At 63.6% G+C, this 16,638-nt stretch carries 14 protein-coding genes; 9 read left to right on the forward strand and 5 right to left on the reverse strand.

What is annotated here, in order from left to right:
* Window positions 1-47: 47 nt before the first annotated feature.
* The 3 genes from HWE04_RS15675 to HWE04_RS15685 all read right to left on the reverse strand — a co-directional run bounded on the left by HWE04_RS15675 (window position 48) and on the right by HWE04_RS15685 (window position 2,237).
* Complete coding sequence (locus HWE04_RS15675) at window positions 48-806, reverse strand: SDR family oxidoreductase (protein ID WP_241812977.1); 759 nt, start codon at window positions 804-806, stop codon at window positions 48-50.
* Between the two features lie 136 nt (window positions 807-942).
* Window positions 943-1,755 (reverse strand): SDR family NAD(P)-dependent oxidoreductase, encoded by an 813-nt coding sequence (locus tag HWE04_RS15680; protein WP_039873842.1) that lies wholly within the window; start codon window positions 1,753-1,755, stop codon window positions 943-945.
* A 128-nt stretch (window positions 1,756-1,883) separates the two neighbouring features.
* Window positions 1,884-2,237 (reverse strand): DMT family transporter, encoded by a 354-nt coding sequence (locus HWE04_RS15685; RefSeq protein WP_006461161.1) that lies wholly within the window; start codon window positions 2,235-2,237, stop codon window positions 1,884-1,886.
* Between the two features lie 176 nt (window positions 2,238-2,413).
* Between HWE04_RS15685 and HWE04_RS15690 the strand changes: the two genes are divergently transcribed.
* The 4 genes from HWE04_RS15690 to HWE04_RS15705 all read left to right on the forward strand — a co-directional run bounded on the left by HWE04_RS15690 (window position 2,414) and on the right by HWE04_RS15705 (window position 5,482).
* Window positions 2,414-3,169: a hypothetical protein gene (locus HWE04_RS15690; RefSeq protein ID WP_077234859.1), complete on the forward strand. Its 756-nt coding sequence runs from the start codon at window positions 2,414-2,416 to the stop codon at window positions 3,167-3,169.
* A 133-nt stretch (window positions 3,170-3,302) separates the two neighbouring features.
* Complete coding sequence (locus HWE04_RS15695) at window positions 3,303-3,650, forward strand: DMT family protein (RefSeq protein ID WP_006461163.1); 348 nt, start codon at window positions 3,303-3,305, stop codon at window positions 3,648-3,650.
* Window positions 3,647-4,876: an MFS transporter gene (locus HWE04_RS15700; protein WP_234295025.1), complete on the forward strand. Its 1,230-nt coding sequence runs from the start codon at window positions 3,647-3,649 to the stop codon at window positions 4,874-4,876. The genes HWE04_RS15695 and HWE04_RS15700 overlap by 4 nt, the downstream gene beginning before the upstream one ends.
* A gap of 231 nt (window positions 4,877-5,107) precedes the next feature.
* Window positions 5,108-5,482: a c-type cytochrome gene (locus HWE04_RS15705; protein ID WP_241812978.1), complete on the forward strand. Its 375-nt coding sequence runs from the start codon at window positions 5,108-5,110 to the stop codon at window positions 5,480-5,482.
* 11 nt (window positions 5,483-5,493) lie between these two features.
* On the opposite strand, the gene HWE04_RS15710 is transcribed toward HWE04_RS15705, so the two are convergent.
* Entirely contained in the window at window positions 5,494-6,372 is an 879-nt protein-coding gene (locus HWE04_RS15710; RefSeq protein ID WP_241812979.1) for an oxygenase MpaB family protein, read from the reverse strand.
* Window positions 6,373-6,788: 416 nt separating this feature from the next.
* Between HWE04_RS15710 and HWE04_RS15715 the strand changes: the two genes are divergently transcribed.
* The 4 genes from HWE04_RS15715 (at window position 6,789) to HWE04_RS15730 (ending at window position 14,428) form a co-directional block, all read left to right on the forward strand.
* Window positions 6,789-9,977, forward strand: coding sequence for an efflux RND transporter permease subunit (locus HWE04_RS15715; protein ID WP_241812980.1), 3,189 nt, complete (start codon window positions 6,789-6,791; stop codon window positions 9,975-9,977).
* 3 nt (window positions 9,978-9,980) lie between these two features.
* Window positions 9,981-11,195, forward strand: a complete 1,215-nt coding sequence (locus HWE04_RS15720; RefSeq protein ID WP_241812981.1) for an efflux RND transporter periplasmic adaptor subunit — start codon at window positions 9,981-9,983, stop codon at window positions 11,193-11,195.
* Window positions 11,192-12,700, forward strand: coding sequence for an efflux transporter outer membrane subunit (locus HWE04_RS15725; protein ID WP_006461172.1), 1,509 nt, complete (start codon window positions 11,192-11,194; stop codon window positions 12,698-12,700). Before HWE04_RS15720 ends, HWE04_RS15725 begins: the two co-directional genes overlap by 4 nt.
* A gap of 177 nt (window positions 12,701-12,877) precedes the next feature.
* Window positions 12,878-14,428 (forward strand): methyl-accepting chemotaxis protein, encoded by a 1,551-nt coding sequence (locus HWE04_RS15730; protein ID WP_006461173.1) that lies wholly within the window; start codon window positions 12,878-12,880, stop codon window positions 14,426-14,428.
* A gap of 13 nt (window positions 14,429-14,441) precedes the next feature.
* Here HWE04_RS15730 and HWE04_RS15735 read toward each other — a convergent pair whose 3' ends face one another.
* A complete protein-coding gene (locus HWE04_RS15735; RefSeq protein WP_241812982.1) occupies window positions 14,442-15,032 on the reverse strand; it encodes a hypothetical protein in 591 nt (196 codons plus the stop codon).
* Window positions 15,033-15,805: 773 nt separating this feature from the next.
* On the opposite strand from HWE04_RS15735, the gene HWE04_RS15740 reads away from it, so the two are divergent.
* Entirely contained in the window at window positions 15,806-16,267 is a 462-nt protein-coding gene (locus HWE04_RS15740) for a hypothetical protein (RefSeq protein WP_241812983.1), read from the forward strand.
* The last annotated feature ends 371 nt before the right edge of the window (window positions 16,268-16,638 follow it).

The raw sequence follows: 16,638 nt of genomic DNA on the forward strand, positions 1-16,638 counted from the left end.
GCTGCCGGGAGGTCGGATGGGACCGGACGAGGTCGGATAAGACCGGCTCAGACCGGGATCGGGTTGGCGATCAGCGCTTCGTTGAAACCGTTGACCAGCGCGTGCTCGTTGGCGCCCGGGTTGTCACGCAAGGGCTTGATGGCGTCGACCAGGATTTCCTCGTCATCGCTGGCCAGCTTGGCCATGGTTTCGGCGATGAAGGCATCCAGCGGCATGGCACGCGGATCACCGCTCTTCTTGACCAGGTCTGTGTCGACCCAGGGCGGTGCGATTTCCTGCACCCGCACGTTGGTCTGGCGCAGCATGAAGCGCTGCGACAGCGCGTAGGAGTGCAGGGCTGCCTTGGTGGCCGAATACACGGCGGTCACCGCCAGCGGCACATAGGCCAGCACCGAGGTGTTGTGGATGATGGTGGCGCTCGGCTGGGCCTTGAGCAGGTCGATCAGGGCCGAACTCAGGCGGATCGGGCCCAGCAGGTTGGTGTTGATGATGTTGCGGCTGACTTCATCGTCGATGATGCCGCCGGCGTCGTCGAAGGGCATGATGCCGGCATTGTTGATCAGCACGTTGAGCCCCGGATGGCGCACCTTCAGGGTGGCGGCTGCGGCTTCGATGCTGGCCAGCTCCGAGACGTCGAAGGCGATCGCCTCCATGCCCGGATTGGCGGCGGTGACTTCGTCCAGCAGCGCCTGGCGGCGGCCGCCGATGATGACCTGGTTGCCCAGCTTGTGGAAGGCCTCTGCCAGGGCGCGGCCGATGCCAGACGTGCCGCCGGTGATGAAGATGACGTTGTCGGTAAGTTTCATGATGTTGCCTTTCTGAAGAGAAGGTCGTAAGGGGGCTGTGGAGGACTGCGCAGGGGCAGTCGTTCCGGATCGAATCGTTGGTGTCTGGATTGGCTGCGGTCAGGTCGGCCGCGATAGCGGATCAATACAGGGCAGCTCAGTGCGCGGCCGTGTAGCGCGCTGCCGGGACATTGGCCGAGAGTTTGCTGGCCAGGCCCTGGCGGGCGGTCTCGAAGCGGGTCCAGGCGTCTTCCTCGTGCAGCGACGGGATGGTCACCAGTTCGCCGCGCTGGAAGCCGACCAGGGCGGCATCGACCATCTGGTCGGCCGGCATGACGATGGCCGGATCCAGGTGTTCCACCGGCAGTCCGCCGATGGCCCAGAAGTCGGTCGCGGTGGCGCCGGGCAACACCGCCTGCACCTGCACGCCCTTGGCCGCCAGTTCATGATGCAGCGATTGCGAGAACGCCAGCACGAAGGCCTTGCTGCCACCATAGACGCCGTTGAGTACCTCCGGCGCCACGCCGACGATGGAGGAGATATTGATGATCGCGCCCTGGCCGCGTGCCACGAAGCCGGGGACCACGGCATAGGTCAGGCGGGTCGGCGCGGTGACGTTCAGGGCGATCATGTCGGTCATGTGATCGACATTGCTCTGCAGCAGCGGGGTGTGGGTGCCGATGCCGGCATTGTTGACCAGCAGGGTGATGCTGGCATCGCTGCGCAGCTTGTCTTCCACCAGCGCCAGCGACTGGGCCTGGCCCAGGTCGGCTTCCAGCACTTCCACGGTACGGCGGGTGTCGTTGCTGATGCGCTGGGCCAGGGCATTGAGGCGCTCGCGGTTGCGGGCCACCAGGATCAGGTCGTAGCCCAGGCGGGCGAGGCGGTCGGCATACAGGGCGCCGATGCCGGACGAAGCGCCGGTGATGAGGGCGGTGCCGCGCTGGGTGGTGGCTTGGGACTGGGTCATGATGTTCTCCTTGGGGTTGTCGGTTGCGATGGAGAGCATCTTATGGCGGCGGCCGATATCCGGAATGACGTAGAAGGTGGTGTTTTCGGACATCCTGACCGGATCCCGTCACCGGTCCCGCGACCGCCTCAATGTGCGGCGCTGCTGGAAAAGATGTTGATCACCAGCACCCCGGCCACGATCAGGGCGATCCCGGCCACTGCCGGCCCGTCCAGGCGCTGGTGGTGGATCAGCCAGGCCGCCAGCGTGATCAGCACGATCCCCACCCCCGACCAGATGGCATAGGCGACGCTGGTGGGCATGCTGCGCAGGGTCAGCGAGAGGCAATAGAAGGACAGGCCGTACCCGAGCACCACGACCAGGGCCGGCAACACACGGGTCATGCCGTCGGAAGACTTGAGGGCGGTGGTGGCGATGACTTCGGCGACGATGGCCACGGCCAGGGTCAGGTAAGGCGAGGAGGCGGGCGAGGAAAGGGACATGGGGGGCTCCTGTGTAAAAAATGGCGGCGGACAGTGTCCGTTTGCGGACGCTGAAGTGTCACGGAAACGGACACCTGTCCGCAAGTTGAGTTCCTAAGTGATTGAATATAAAGGGATTCGTGGCGGGCACGGGGTTTGCAAAAGAGGGAATACCTCTCACCCCTCAAGGAGTTGTCATGAATCTTTCTTCATCCCCGCTTTCAGCCTCGCTGCGCTCGCTGGCGGCTGCCTCGACCCTGGCCGTGCTGACTTCACTGGTGGCCGCCCATGCCCAGGCACTGCCGCCCCCGCCGGCGCCCCTGCCCGGTCCGGTCCCCGCTGCGGGCATGGCGGCGCCTGCCGTGCAAACGCCACCAGCCACCTATGAAGCCGCCCTGACGGCCCAGGCCCCGGTCACCGAAGGCCGCGTCAGCCGCCTGTTGATCAATCCCTATGGTGAGGTCGATGGCCTGCTGGTGGGTGAGCGCACCGTGGTCAAGTTCCCGCCGCACCTGTCGCAGACCTTGCAGGGTGTGGTCAAGCCGGGGCAGTCGGTGCGCGTGTTCGGCCAGGGTGAAGGGGCCGGCACCATCAAGGCCGATGCCATCGTCAATCTCGCCACCGGCCAGACTGTGATCGACCGTCCGCCCGCCTTCGACGCCAACCCGCCGCTGCCGCCCCATCTGCGCGCGGCGCAACTACGCCAGCTGTCGGTGCGCGGCAAGATCGCCATGGTCCTCACCGGCCCGCGTGGCGAAGCCAACGGCGTCATCCTCGATGACGGCAGCATCGCCCGCTTTGCGCCCGACAGCGTGCGCATGTCGCTGGAACCCGGCGCGCCGTTTGCTGCCAATGGCTTGGGCACCCGCAACAGCATGGGTACCGCCATCGAGGCCATTGATGTCGGTGCCAGTGCGGACAGCGTGCAACCCTTGTACAGCCGGGTGCGCTGAGGCTGCCCTGCCTGGCTGAGTTGGTCGAGTTGGCTGCGTCACTAATGATCCCGTCGATGCGCAGCGGATGGCCTTGTGCCATCGGTTGCGCCTCTTTTCCTTGTTGTCGTCATTTTCATAAAGAACAAAAAACATGTCGCCCAAAGTCCTTCCCATCGTCTTCCTGATCATCTCCAACGTCTTCATGACCTTTGCCTGGTACGGCCATCTCAAGTTCGAGAACCGTCCGCTGTACCTGGTGATCCTGGTCAGCTGGATGATCGCCCTGGCCGAATACTGCTTCGCCGTCCCCGCCAACCGCATCGGCCACAGCGTCTACAACGCCGCCGAACTCAAGACCATGCAGGAGGTGATCACGCTGGTGGTGTTCTCGATCTTCTCGGTGCTCTACCTGGGTGAGCAGTTCACCATCAACCATCTGGTCGGGTTTGGCTGCATCTGCCTGGGCGCCTTCTTCATCTTCAAGGGGCCGATAGGATGAACGCCAAGGCCGGCTCCATCGCCTGGCTGTCCAGGCTGAACTTCTTCCTGGCCGACGTGCGCGACGGTCTCGGGCCTTTCCTCGGGGTCTTCCTGATGGGGCAGGGCTGGGCCGCCGACGACATCGGCTATGTGATGACGCTGGGCGGCATCGCCGGCATGCTCGCCACCACACCGGCCGGCGCGCTCACCGATGCGGTGCGCGCCAAGCGCCTGGTGGTCGGGCTGGGATCGGTGCTGGTGGTGGCCGGCTCCTTGCTACTGCTGGTGGCCCCCAGTTTCACATTGACCGCCATTTCCCAGGTTGGCACCGGCATCGTCGGCGCCGTCATCGGCCCGGCCATCGCCGGCCTCACCCTGGGCATCGTCGGTCAGCAGGGTTTGCCCGCCCAGCTCGGGCGCAACGAAGCCTGGAACCACGCCGGCAATGTCTTCTCGGCGGCCCTGGCCGGTGCGCTCGGTTACTACTGGGGCCTGCCGGCGGTGTTCGTACTGATGGCGGTGATGGCGCTGGCTTCGCTGGTCTGCCTGTCGCGCATCCGCCCGCAGGACATCGATCACGACGTCGCCCGTGGGCTGGACCCGGAACGCGCTGCAGCGGACCCGCAGGTCTCCACCTGGCGCGTGCTGGTCGCCTCGCGCCCGCTGATGCTGCTGGCCCTGGCCATGATGTTGTTCCATCTCGGTAATGCGGCGATGTTGCCCTTGCTGAGCCAGTCGGTGGTGGCGCGTGGCGGTGCCGATCCGGCGCTCTATACCGCGCTCACGGTGATCGTGGCGCAGCTGGTGATGATCCCCACGGCGCTCCTGACCGGCCGCTTCGCTGAACGCCAGGGCTACTGGCTGCCCATCACCATCGCCCTGCTGGCATTGCCGGTGCGCGGCCTGGTGGCCGGCGTGTGGGATTCGCCCTGGGCGCTGCTGCCGGTGCAGATGCTCGATGGCGTCGGTGCCGGCCTGCTGGGCGTGGCCTTGCCGGGTTCGGTGGCGCGCATCCTGCAGGGCAGCGGCCATATCAACATCGGCCTGGGCGCGGTTACCACCATCCAGTCGGTCGGCGCGGCGCTAAGCCCGGCCCTGGCCGGTGTGGTCGCCAAGCACTACGGCTATGGCGCCGCGTTTGCCGCGCTGACCGGGATTGCCGTGCTGGCGCTGCTGGTGTGGGGATGGCTGGCGGAGCGGCGTGATCATGCACCGGCTGGCAGGCCGGCCGTGATGACGGAATAGTCCACGCTATGGCTTCTCGTCCCGACGCAATTCCAGGAAATACGCCGGCGACCAGGGCCTGAGCGCCACGATCATGGCAGTGCCGGTGCGCCGTTCCAGAGGCAGCGATAGAATCGAGACCACCACGGCTGACTCGGTGTTCGCCTTTCTTCAGAAATCGGGCATTGAGGCCAGCCATTTCGTGATCCGGGGCGCTTCCGCGCCTGCGGGAGCCGACTGACCGGAATGTCCATGCGCCTGACCTCCTTGCTGATTGTTGTCCTTGCCCTCATCCCTCTAGTGACCCAGGCGGCAGGCGACCCCGTGGCCGGGCGCGCCGCCTTCGCCAAGTGCGCCAGCTGCCATGCAGTCGGACCCTCGGCCCGCGCCGGCTTCGGTCCGCAACTGAGTAACGTGATCGGCCGCAAGGCCGGTTCCACCGCGGATTTCAAGTATTCGCCGGCCATGGCCGGTGCCGGCTTCGTCTGGACCGAGGACAAGCTGCGCGCCTTCCTCAAGGCGCCCAGCGAGGTGGTGCCGGGCAACAAGATGCGTTTCTGGGGCATCGGCAGCGATCGCCAGATCGACGACATCCTGGCCTACCTGCGCAGCGTCCGTCAGCCCTGAAAGAGCGGCCTTCAGCCGTACGGCGGCAAGCCCATGCGCCGCCGCGCCAGATGGATGGAGCCGTTGCGCACCGCCCAGCGCAATGGTTGTGCCGCCACCAGTACTGAGCGCCGCAGCAGTTCCCGCCGCCACGGCGGACGCGGCGTGACCCCCAGCATCTCTTGCGCCCAGGGCGGCAGCAGGTCCACCCCGGCGCGCATCATCAGGCGCGTCCATGGTTGCGCCAGCGCGTTCGGCGCGGGGGCATTCAATACCAGCTGCAAGGTCTTGCGGGTGCGTTCGTCGCAGCGCAGTTCGGGGCGCATCGCCTGGATGTATCTATCCACTGCCATCTGCGAACGCGGTACCTCGCGCGCGCCCAGTGCCTCGGCGACCCGGGCGATCTCGTCGAAATACCGGTCCTGGCGCGTCGCCGGAAAGTCCGGCCGACGATAGCGCAGATAAGCCTGCAGGAAGCAATGCACCTCGGCCACATGCACCCAGGTCAGCAGATCGGGGTCGCTGGCGGAATAGGCGCGTCCATCCGGCGCTACGCCCTTGACCACGAGATGGATGCGCTTGACCCGCTCGATGAGGCGCTCGGCGTCGGCGCGGCTGCCGAAGGTGGTGCCGGCGATGAATTGTGCGGTCGCGCGCAGGCGCGCCAGCATGTCGGCCTGGAAGTTGGAGTGATCCCACACCCCGGCCAGTGGCAGCGGATGCAACATCTGCAGCAGCAGGGCCGCCACGCCGCCCGTCAACATGGAGGTGAAATCGCTGTGGACCTGCCAGGCTGCAGAATCCGGACCGAACAGGCCGGGATCACCCGGCGGCTGCAGGAAGTCGGCACTGCCGGGGCCGCGGCTGATGGAGAGGACACTGGCTTCGATGCGCTGGCGCAGGAATTCCATGATGCAGGAGAGTGCGGGGACAAGGTAAGGGAGGGGCAGTGTGCCATAGCGGCGCGGTTCCTGCCGGTCGCCACATGTGGCGATTTTCCGGTTGTGCTTGCAGCTGGTGAGAAGTCTTTTGCTGACATTTCTGTCAGAAAGCGATTTGTCGAAAAGCCTTCTGCAAGGCGGCTCCGAGGCCGCTACAATAGCCCTCGCCGCACGGCCCACGAAGAATAAAACCGGGCCCCGGCAAGCTCATCGGATTCAGGGAACGCAGACCGGCGACCGGGGAAAAGCGCCAGCCTGCGCCACATAGAACAAAGCACAGCAGGAGAGGACGGCCGGGGCCGCACGGGGCGCCGGTTCATGGCATGGGCAAGCTGCAGACGCAGGCTGCCCGGTCGATCCTGCCCGCCTTACAGGGATAGCAGTTCATGAACATGGTCGCGCTGGCGTTGCGCCGCCCGTACACCTTCATCGTGATGGCCTTGCTGATCGTGCTGGCCACGCCATTGACGCTGAAGAACATGGCCACCGACATCTTCCCCGAGATCAATATCCCGGTGGTCTCCATCATCTGGAACTACAACGGCCTGTCGGCGCAGGAGATGGGGCAGCGCATCGCCGCCCAGAACGAGCGCGGGCTCACCACCGTGGTCAGCGACATCGAGCACATCGAGTCGCAATCCCTGGCCGGGGTGTCGGTGATCAAGGTGTTCTTCCAGCCCAAGGCAAATATCCAGCAGGCGATCGCCCAGGTGGTGGCCTCGGTGCAGACCCAGGTGCGCCAGCTGCCGCCGGGGATCACGCCGCCGCTGGTGATCAAGTATTCCGCCTCCAGTATCCCGGTGATGCAACTGGCACTGTCTTCGCCGACGCTGCCCGAGCAGACCGTGTTCGATGCTGCCGTCCAGACCCTGCGTCCACAGCTGGTCACCATTCCCGGCGTGGCAGTGCCTTACCCGTATGGCGGCAAGAGCCGGTTGATCTCCGTGGACCTGGATACCCAGGCCCTGCAGTCGCGTGGCCTGGCCCCCATCGACGTGGTCAACGCCATCAATACGCAGAACCTGATCCTGCCCTCCGGCACGGCCAAGTTCGGCGGCACCGAGTATTCGGTCAAGATCAACGGTTCGCCCGAAGCCGTGGCCGGTCTCAACGAACTGCCGGTGCGCACCACCAACGGCGCCACCATCTACCTCAAGGATGTGGCCAACGTGCGCGACGGCTTTTCGCCGCAGACCAACGTGGTGCGCCAGGACGGCGCGCGCGGCGTGCTGCTGTCCATCTTGAAGAACGGCGGCGCCTCCACCCTGGACATCGTGGACAACCTGCGCAAGCTCTTGCCCACCGCGGCCCAGACCCTGCCTGAAGACATCAAGATCACGCCGCTGTTTGACCAGTCGCTGTTCGTGAAGGCGGCCGTGACCGGCGTCATCAGCGAGGCGCTCATCGCCGCCGGCCTGACGGCGGCCATGGTGCTGCTGTTCCTGGGCAACTGGCGCAGCACGCTCATCATCGGCCTGACCATTCCGCTGTCCATCATGGCGGCGATCCTGATGCTGGCCGCCCTGGGCGAGACCCTGAACCTGATGACCCTGGGCGGCCTGGCGCTCTCGGTGGGCATCCTGGTGGACCAGGCCATCGTCACCATCGAGAACATCGAGCGTCACCTGCACCTGGGCAAGCCGCTGCACGACGCCATCACCGTCGGCGCCGGCGAGATCGGTGTGCCGGCCTTCGTGGCCACGCTGTGCATCTGCATCGTGTTCGTGCCGATGTTCTTCCTCTCCGGCGTGGCGCGTTTCCTGTTCGTGCCGCTGGCCGAAGCCGTGGTCTTTGCCATGGCCGCCTCCTACATCCTCTCGCGCACCCTGGTACCGACCCTGGTGATGCTGCTCATGGGTAGCCACGGCCAGGTCGACAGCGCCAAGGCCAGTCTGCTGCAGCGCCTGTACCGCGCCTTCGACAACCGCTTCGAGCGGGTGCGCCATGGCTATACGCTGGTGCTGTCCTCGCTGCTGGCGCACCGGCGCCGCTTCGCGCTGGGCTTCCTGGGGTTCTGCCTGCTGTCCTGCCTGCTGTATCCCTTCCTCGGCCGCGACTTCTTCCCCAACGTGGATGGCGGCCAGATCCGCCTGCACATGCGCATGCCCACCGGCACCCGCATCGAGGAAACCGCACGTGCCGCCGACGAGGTCGAGCGCGTCATCCGCAGCCTGATCCCGGCCTCCGAACTGGAGACCATCCTCGATAACCTGGGCGTGCCCAATTCCGGCATCAACCTGTCCTACAGCAATGCCGGCACCATCGGCACCCTCGACGGCGAAATCCTGATGGCCCTGAAGGAAGGCCATCGCCCCACCGAGGAACTGGTGTCCATGCTGCGCGAGCAATTGCCGCGCCGCTTCCCGGGCATCGAGTTCTTCTTCCAGCCGGCCGACATCGTCACCCAGATCCTGAACTTCGGCCTGCCCGCGGCCATCGACGTGCAATTCACCGGCCCCAACATGGAAGCCAATGCGCGCCTGGCGGCTGAGCTGACGCGCAAGATCAGGCAGATTCCCGGCGCCGTGGACGCCCACGTGCACCAGCGACTGGACGGCCCCTCGCTGGACCTGCGCATGGATCGCACGCGCCTGCAGCAGTTCGGCCTGTCGGCTTCCAATGTCGGCCAGAACCTCCTGATCGCCCTGTCCGGCAGTTCGCAGACGCAGCCGGCCTTCTGGCTCAATCCCAATAACGGTGTGGTCTACAGCATTGCGGTGCAGTCCCCGCAATACCAGGTCGATTCGCTCGATTCCCTGCTCAATATCCCGGTCGGGGCGGGCGCCAATGCCACCACCCCGCCGCAACTGCTGGGCAACCTGGTCGATGTGCATGCCGGACGCCAGATGGCCGTGGCCTCGCGCTACAACATCTCGCCGGCCATCGATGTCTATGTCAGCGTGCAGGGGACCGACCTGGCCAGCGTGGCCGGCAAGGTGACGGCCCTGGTGGAAGAGATCAAGCCCAGGCTGGCCCGTGGGAGCCAGGTGGTGATCCGCGGCCAGGTGGAAACCATGCAGTCTTCCTTCATCGGCCTGGGCGTCGGCCTGGCCATGGCCATCGTGCTGGTGTACCTGCTGGTGGTGGTCAACTTCCAGTCGTGGATCGATGCCGCCATCATCATCGCCGCGCTGCCCGCCGCGCTGGCCGGCATCGCCTGGATGCTCTTCATCACCGGCACCACGCTCTCGGTGCCGGCCCTGACCGGCGCCATCATGACCATGGGCGTGGCCACCGCCAACAGTATCCTGATCGTGGCCTTTGCGCGGCAGCGCCGGGAAGAGGGTGCCACCCCGCTGGCGGCCGCGCTGGAAGCCGGCTCCACCCGTATCCGCCCGGTGCTGATGACGGCACTGGCCATGATCATCGGCATGATTCCCATGGCCCTGGGCCTGGGCGAGGGTGCCGAACAGAACGCGCCGCTGGGGCGTGCCGTGATCGGTGGGCTCATGCTGGCCACCGTATCGACCTTGTTTTTCGTGCCGGTGGTGTTTGCCGGCGTGCATCAGAGACTGGCCCGCCGCGCCGACAAGCGCCGCCATCCCGTGGCCGGGCCCGCGCATCAGGAGTCTTGAACCATGTCGCATGACCGTCATTCCGAACTCGGCATCCACCCTCTTTCCGAGGGCGAGCCGCAACAGCGCCAGCAGATGATGAAGCGCGCCCGGCTGGTGCTGGTGGTGGTGCTGATCCTGCTGGCCGCAGGCGCGGCGCGTACCATCATCAGCCGCACGGCCAACGCACGCGCCCTGGAAGCCGGCACCGCCGAGCGCGCCAAGGTGTTCGTGCGCGTGACCGAAGCCCGCAGCAGCGCCGATGGCCAGACCCTGGCCCTGCCGGGGACCTTGCAGGGTTTTGTGCAGTCTCCCATTTCGGCGCGTTCCGGCGGCTACCTCAAGCGCTGGTACAAGGACATCGGCGCCGAGGTCAAGAAGGGCGAGCTGCTGGCCGAACTGGATACCCCGGAAATCGACCAGCAACTCTCGCAGGCCCTGGCCGCCCGTCAGCAGGCCGCCTCCAGCATGGAACTGGCCAAGAGCTCGATGGCCCGCTGGGAGGCCCTGCGCAAGAAGGATGCGGTCTCGCAGCAGGAACTGGATGAACGCCGCAGCGCCTTCGCCCAGGCCAGCTCCAACCTGGCGGCAGCCGACGCCAACGTCGAACGGCTGCGCCAGGTGGAGGGCTTCAAGCGCATCGTGGCACCGTTCTCGGGCATCATCACGCGCCGCAACGTGGACGTGGGCGACCTGATCGATCCGGGCGCAGGGCGCTCGCTGTTCGTGCTCTCGCAGACCGATCCGCTGCGGGTCTATGTCAACGTGCCGCAGTCCTATGCCAACCTGGTCAAGCCGGGCCAGCAGGTCACGGTCACCCAGTCCGAACTGCGCGGCCGCAAGTTCGAAGGCAAGGTGGCGCGCACCGCCGGGTCGATCGATACGGCGACCCGTTCCATGCAGATCGAGGTGACCCTGGCCAATGCCGATAACGCGCTGCTGCCCGGCGCCTTCGTACAGGTGGCGTTGCCCCTGAAACCCAGCGGCGCGCTGCTGGTCGCAGCCGATACGTTGATGTTCCGGCGCGACGGTTCGTTGGTGGCGGCCGTCGATGAGCAGAACAAGGTGCAGCTCAAGAAGGTCAGGCTGGGGCGCAACTTCGGGCTCACCGTGGAAGTGCTGGAGGGCTTGAGCGGCAAGGAAAAGCTGATCCTCAATCCCTCCGATTCGCTGTCCGAAGGTGACCAGGTCGAACCCACCCTGGAGCAGCCCGCCCCAGCGAAGAAGGCCGCATCATGAAGCTGCGCCGCCCGCCGGTCGTCCTGGTCATGCTGACCTGCGCCCTGGCGCTCGCTGCCTGCGCCAGCGGCCCCGACTACGTCAAGCCGACGCTGGACATGCCCGCCGCCTGGACGCCGGAAGCCCCCTGGCGCAGCATGCAGCCGCAGGATGAGGTCGCGCGCGGCCCCTGGTGGGAGCGCTTCGGCGATGCCCAGCTCAACGCCCTGCAGCAGCAGGCGCTGGCCGGCAACCAGACGCTGGCGATTGCCACGGCGCGGCTGGCCCAGGCACGGGCGCAACTGGATGTGAGCGGGGCGGCACAGGCGCCGCAGGTCGGCATCAGCAGCCGTGCCGCACGTGCCCGTATCTCGGCCAACCGGCCGCTGACCAACTACAATTCGCCCAATTACGCGACCGTACAAAACGATTTCGCGCTGGGCTTGACTGTCAGTTACGAACTGGATTTCTTCGGCCGGGTACGACGCTCGGTGGAAGCGGCCGGCGCCACCCTCCAGCAATCGGCTGCCGATCTCGAAAACACCCGCCTCCTGATCAGCGCCGACCTGGCCAGCAACTATTTCAACCTGCGTGAACTGGATGTCGAACTGGACGTGGTCCGGCGCGCCATCGAACTGCAGCGCAAGGCGCTGGACCTGGCCACGTCGCGGCACGACCTGGGCGCCACTTCCGGACTGGACGTGGCCCAGCAACAGGCTCTGCTCGACACCACGCTGACCCAGGTCGACCTCCTGGGCCGCCAGCGCGCCCAGTACGAGCATGCCATCGCTACCCTGACCGGCACCCCCGCCCCGGGCTTTGCGATCGCCCCCTCGCTGGCGCCGATCGCCTTGCCGGCGATTCCGCTGGGCGTGCCCTCGGACGTGCTGGAGCGTCGCCCTGACGTGGCCTCGGCCGAGCGTGCCATGGCTGCCGCCAATGCCCAGATCGGTGTGGCCAGCGCGGCCTTCTATCCCAGCTTCATGCTGCAACCCTCGTATGGCGTGGACAGCCGCAACTGGGGCGCGCTCTTCAACGCGCCCAGCGTGCTCTGGTCACTCGGGGTATCGGCCTCGCAAAGCCTGTTCGATGCCGGCCGCCTGCGCGCCGGCGTGGACTTCAGCAAGGCTGGCTACCAGGCTACCGTGGCCGGTTACCGGCGCACCGTGCTGACCGCCATGCAGGAAGTGGAAGATGGCATCACCGGCATCGCCGCCCTGGACCGTGCCTATCGGCAATCCCAGTCGGCCATCGCTAGTGCGCGTCGGGTGCTGGACATCGCCACCAGCCGCTACGAAGGTGGTGCCACGCCCTACCTCGATGTGATCACCGCGCAACAGTCCCTGCTCAACAGCGAGCGCCAGGCGGCGCAATTGATGGGGCAGCGGCTGCTGGTGTCGGTGTTCCTCATCAAAGCGCTCGGTGGAGACTGGCAGGATCGTCGTGAGAGTGCGCTGCAGGTCGGTAGCTCGTCGGCACCGGCACTTGCTCAATTGCCAATCTTATCGCCGCAAGAGAACGACTGATATGATGGCCTGACCAGTTTGATCGGCCGGAAAGCCGCTTGCTGACAGGCTTGTCAGTTCTGCATGGCAAGTACGGCAATTGCCCGGTAAACCCCCGCGTAATCAGCGATATGGCCCGTTCACGACCTGCCTAGAATCGACTCTGCATTCCAGCACTGTGAGAATAACGAGGCAGACATGAACTGGTTCAACAATCTGAAGATCGCCCGGAAACTGATCCTTTCCTTTGCCGCCGTCATTATCCTGACGGTCATCCTGGGGATCTTTGCGATCCGCGAGCTCAAGGCGGTGAACCAGGCCTCCACCGACATGGCCAGCAACTGGCTGCCGACCATCAAGGCGGCGCAGGCGATCCAGGCGTCCCTGCCGCGCATGCGCATCTCCGAACTGCAGATGATCACCGCGGCCAACCCTGCCGAACGCGAAGATGCGCTCAAGGCTATCAAGTCGCGCCTGGAGATCCTGGCCAAGCAGCGCGCCACCTACGAAAAGCAGATTTCGGAGGCCGAGGAAAAGCTGGTCTACGAAAAATTCTCCAAGAATTTCGCCAGCTATCTTGAGATCAACCGCAAGCTCGCCGACATCTCCGGCCAAGGCAAGGAAGAAGACGCCCGCGCCATGTTCAAGGGCGACTCCAACAAGACCTTCCGCAGCATGCTGGAAAACATGGACGAGATCGTCAAGATCAACGACGCCGGCAGCGCCCGCTCCGACCAGGACGCCAGCGACGTGTTCGACGCTGCGCGCAAGTGGATCATCGGCCTGCTGGTGGCCATCGTGGTGATTGCCTTTGCCCTGGCCGCAGCGGTGGCACGCGCGGTATCGCGTCCCCTGAACGAAGCGGTGAGCGTGGCCGAGCGGGTGGCGCAGGGCGACCTGACGGTGGAAATCCAGTCCCACAGCAAGGACGAGACGGGCATGCTGATGCATTCCCTGCGCGCCATGAATGACAGCCTGCACAAGATCGTCTGCGAAGTGCGCACCGGCACCGATGCCATCACCACCGCCTCGCAGGAAATCGCCACCGGCAACCTCGACCTGTCTTCGCGCACCGAGCAACAGGCCGGCTCCCTGGAAGAGACCGCCTCGGCCATGGAAGAACTGACCTCCACCGTCAAGCAGAACGCCGACAACGCCCGCCAGGCCAACCAGCTTGCGGCCTCGGCCTCCGACATCGCCAGCCAGGGGGGCGAAGTAGTGCACCAGGTGGTGCAGACCATGGAAGGCATCACCGAGAGTTCCAGCCGCATTGCCGACATCATCAGTGTGATCGACGGCATCGCCTTCCAGACCAACATCCTGGCGTTGAACGCGGCGGTGGAAGCGGCCCGTGCCGGCGAGCAGGGCCGCGGCTTCGCCGTGGTGGCCTCGGAAGTGCGCTCACTGGCCCAGCGTTCGGCCTCGGCGGCCAAGGAGATCAAGCAGCTCATCGATGATTCGGTGGAAAAGGTCGGCGCCGGCAGCCAACTGGTCGAGCGCGCCGGCGCTACCATGAGCGAGGTGGTCGCCAGCGTGCGCCGCGTCACCGACGTGGTGGCCGAGATCAGCGCCGCCAGCCACGAGCAGAGCACCGGCATCGAGGAGATCAACCGCGCCATCACCCAGATGGACGAAGTCACACAGCAGAACGCCGCGCTGGTGGAAGAAGCCGCTGCCGCCGCGCAGTCGCTACAGGACCAGGCCGGACGGCTGACGCAGGTGGTCAGCGTGTTCAAGATCCAGCGCTGATGCCGGTCGCTGCTCAGTGATGCGCAATGATGGCGGGGCGTTCAGCCAGCAGGGACAACTGCTGTTCGCGTGAGCGTAGCACGCCGACCTTCTCGGACAGGCCGATCTTGACATCGGCTTTCCTGCGCTCCGGAGACGGCATGTAGTTCAACAATTGTTCGAGTGCCTCCACGCTCTTGATTGCGTGAAAGCTCTTCAGCTTGTCCACAAAAGCCAAGGAATATTTTTTTCGGCTGAGCAGTTCGATCACGTTGCTCAGCGTGCCGCTACTCTTTGCATCCCAGATCATCAGACCGGAATCGGCCGCTTCCGCCATCGCTAGGTCCTTCGCCGTGAAATAGGCTCTCGATCCGGGACTGTGATAGCTCTTGACCTGGTGTATGGCCCATTGGCCGATGTTGTTGCGCGGAACGTTGCCGGTGCAGAAGACGGTGACATGCTGGTAGCGTTGGTCGGCCAGGAACTGCTGAATGGACGCGTCCGCGCCGTCGGCGTCTCCGACGATCACATCGAATTTCTGATGCACGATGTTCATGATCCGATCCTGCACCTTGGCATCCAGGTGCCGGATGGTGATCGACCCGCCAATAAAAACGGTCGTCATTGATCTACCTCCATGTCAGCGCCGCCACATAAATCTGCCCGATTTTCTCACAAGCATGCAACAGGTCGGATAGCGCTTGGAGCGACGCTCTGTTTTGACAGAAGTCGTTGCTAAGCCCGGCGCGTTCCACCTTCCTTCATTGGTAATTGGGATGTTGAGAGGATGCTTCAGTGAGAGCTGAGTTCTGTTCTGACGCCCAATAGCTGCGCTTCAGTTTTTATAGAGATGATCAGGACGAACGCTGTAACAAGAGGAAAATGTTGCTTTACACCGCCGGCCATTCTTAAAAATAGCCATTTTCTCAGTTCACGCTAATAGCTCCAAAAGCCAAAAAGATGAACTTTATTTTTCATCGTGCTGCTCGTTTTCAATGCGGAAGCATTCGCGGGTTCAGTTTTGATGAATGTCGGTGTGGCGCGTATTAACATCATCACTTAGTTGCGCTCTACGGAGATTTTGGCCGGGTATCCAGACTGAAGCTTCAGAAGTTCCTTGGCTGATGGGTCCGTTTATGATCCTGGCAAGTCGCAACGACTCAGTGATTGGCGGGAAATTTTCTATTGTTTTGTTTTCCCAAAGGATAGGGCAATCGGAGGGGTCCTAACGATTTTTTTGAAGGGATTGTCTAAAGGGCTTAGCTGAGAAGAGGGGAACTCAACTCGCCCTGACTCGACGTCGCAACGCCAATCTCATATGCTTCAACAGTGAGTTCTCTCCAGCGGTAGTCTGTTTGGTCAGCCGATAATCGAATATCTAACTAATAGAAAACCGATATGAAAAAGGATTCCATTGATGCCGAGCTCAAAGAGATAGCTTTTAATTTCTTTTGGAGCTTTACTAGGGTTGAATTTGCACTGAAGGAAAACCACTTCGTAAAACCGGGCCGATATGGAGAGGCGCAGCCTGATTGGGATGCGTTCATAGATAGCACTCAGGCGGACCATAAGATCACCGCAGATGCGCATGATTTAATGGCCTCTCCGCCTGATGTCCAAAAACTGGAAAACAATCAACTGGTATGGAAGCCGCTGAATCTTTCAAGAGCCGATTCGAACCTCGGCAAGGTTGTACTCGTCCTCAAAACAATAAGAAATAATCTATTTCATGGAGGAAAGCATGATGCAGCTGGGTGGGATAATCCGGCTAGAGTTAAGTTTCTGCTGTCGAAGGCGACCAAAGTATTGGAAGAACTAGCGCAGTCGCACTTCGAAAATGACTTCATTCGCACCTATTGATCCCATGCTTGTACATGCATGGGGTTCTTAAGGTGATACCCCTCCATTTTCTACGTACGCTGAATAAACTTACTTTTGCAGTGAAATATGATCCCACCACTTTAAAAGTGATGCCCGTACGAAATACTGAAATGTGTTGAGGGACATAGGAGCGTCCTCCGGTGTCCATGTAGCCCCTAACGTACTTTCAGCTAACGATGTAACGCCCTTTTCGGAAAAATCTGCCGTCCCCGATTTATCAGGCCGCCGGCACATCGGAGCAGGGAATGGAATACCAGCATGAAGAGCTGACGATGTTGAATTGCATCGAAAACTGACCCACTTAAGCCAGAAATTTGCATCCTAAGTTGACCCATGTTTAGACCACAATC

This window comes from Herbaspirillum sp. C7C2 (assembly GCF_022627865.1).
GTDB classification, from domain to species: Bacteria; Pseudomonadota; Gammaproteobacteria; order Burkholderiales; family Burkholderiaceae_D; genus Herbaspirillum; species Herbaspirillum frisingense.

Excerpts from the sequence above, each read along its gene's own strand:
- HWE04_RS15675 (WP_241812977.1), bottom strand. The coding sequence starts at position 806 with ATGAAACTTACCGACAACGTCATCTTCATCACCGGCGGCACGTCTGGC.
- HWE04_RS15680 (WP_039873842.1), bottom strand. The coding sequence starts at position 1,755 with ATGACCCAGTCCCAAGCCACCACCCAGCGCGGCACCGCCCTCATCACC.
- HWE04_RS15685 (WP_006461161.1), bottom strand. The coding sequence starts at position 2,237 with ATGTCCCTTTCCTCGCCCGCCTCCTCGCCTTACCTGACCCTGGCCGTG.
- HWE04_RS15690 (WP_077234859.1), top strand. The coding sequence starts at position 2,414 with ATGAATCTTTCTTCATCCCCGCTTTCAGCCTCGCTGCGCTCGCTGGCG.
- HWE04_RS15695 (WP_006461163.1), top strand. The coding sequence starts at position 3,303 with ATGTCGCCCAAAGTCCTTCCCATCGTCTTCCTGATCATCTCCAACGTC.
- HWE04_RS15700 (WP_234295025.1), top strand. The coding sequence starts at position 3,647 with ATGAACGCCAAGGCCGGCTCCATCGCCTGGCTGTCCAGGCTGAACTTC.
- HWE04_RS15705 (WP_241812978.1), top strand. The coding sequence starts at position 5,108 with ATGCGCCTGACCTCCTTGCTGATTGTTGTCCTTGCCCTCATCCCTCTA.
- HWE04_RS15710 (WP_241812979.1), bottom strand. The coding sequence starts at position 6,372 with ATGGAATTCCTGCGCCAGCGCATCGAAGCCAGTGTCCTCTCCATCAGC.
- HWE04_RS15715 (WP_241812980.1), top strand. The coding sequence starts at position 6,789 with ATGAACATGGTCGCGCTGGCGTTGCGCCGCCCGTACACCTTCATCGTG.
- HWE04_RS15720 (WP_241812981.1), top strand. The coding sequence starts at position 9,981 with ATGTCGCATGACCGTCATTCCGAACTCGGCATCCACCCTCTTTCCGAG.
- HWE04_RS15725 (WP_006461172.1), top strand. The coding sequence starts at position 11,192 with ATGAAGCTGCGCCGCCCGCCGGTCGTCCTGGTCATGCTGACCTGCGCC.
- HWE04_RS15730 (WP_006461173.1), top strand. The coding sequence starts at position 12,878 with ATGAACTGGTTCAACAATCTGAAGATCGCCCGGAAACTGATCCTTTCC.
- HWE04_RS15735 (WP_241812982.1), bottom strand. The coding sequence starts at position 15,032 with ATGACGACCGTTTTTATTGGCGGGTCGATCACCATCCGGCACCTGGAT.
- HWE04_RS15740 (WP_241812983.1), top strand. The coding sequence starts at position 15,806 with ATGAAAAAGGATTCCATTGATGCCGAGCTCAAAGAGATAGCTTTTAAT.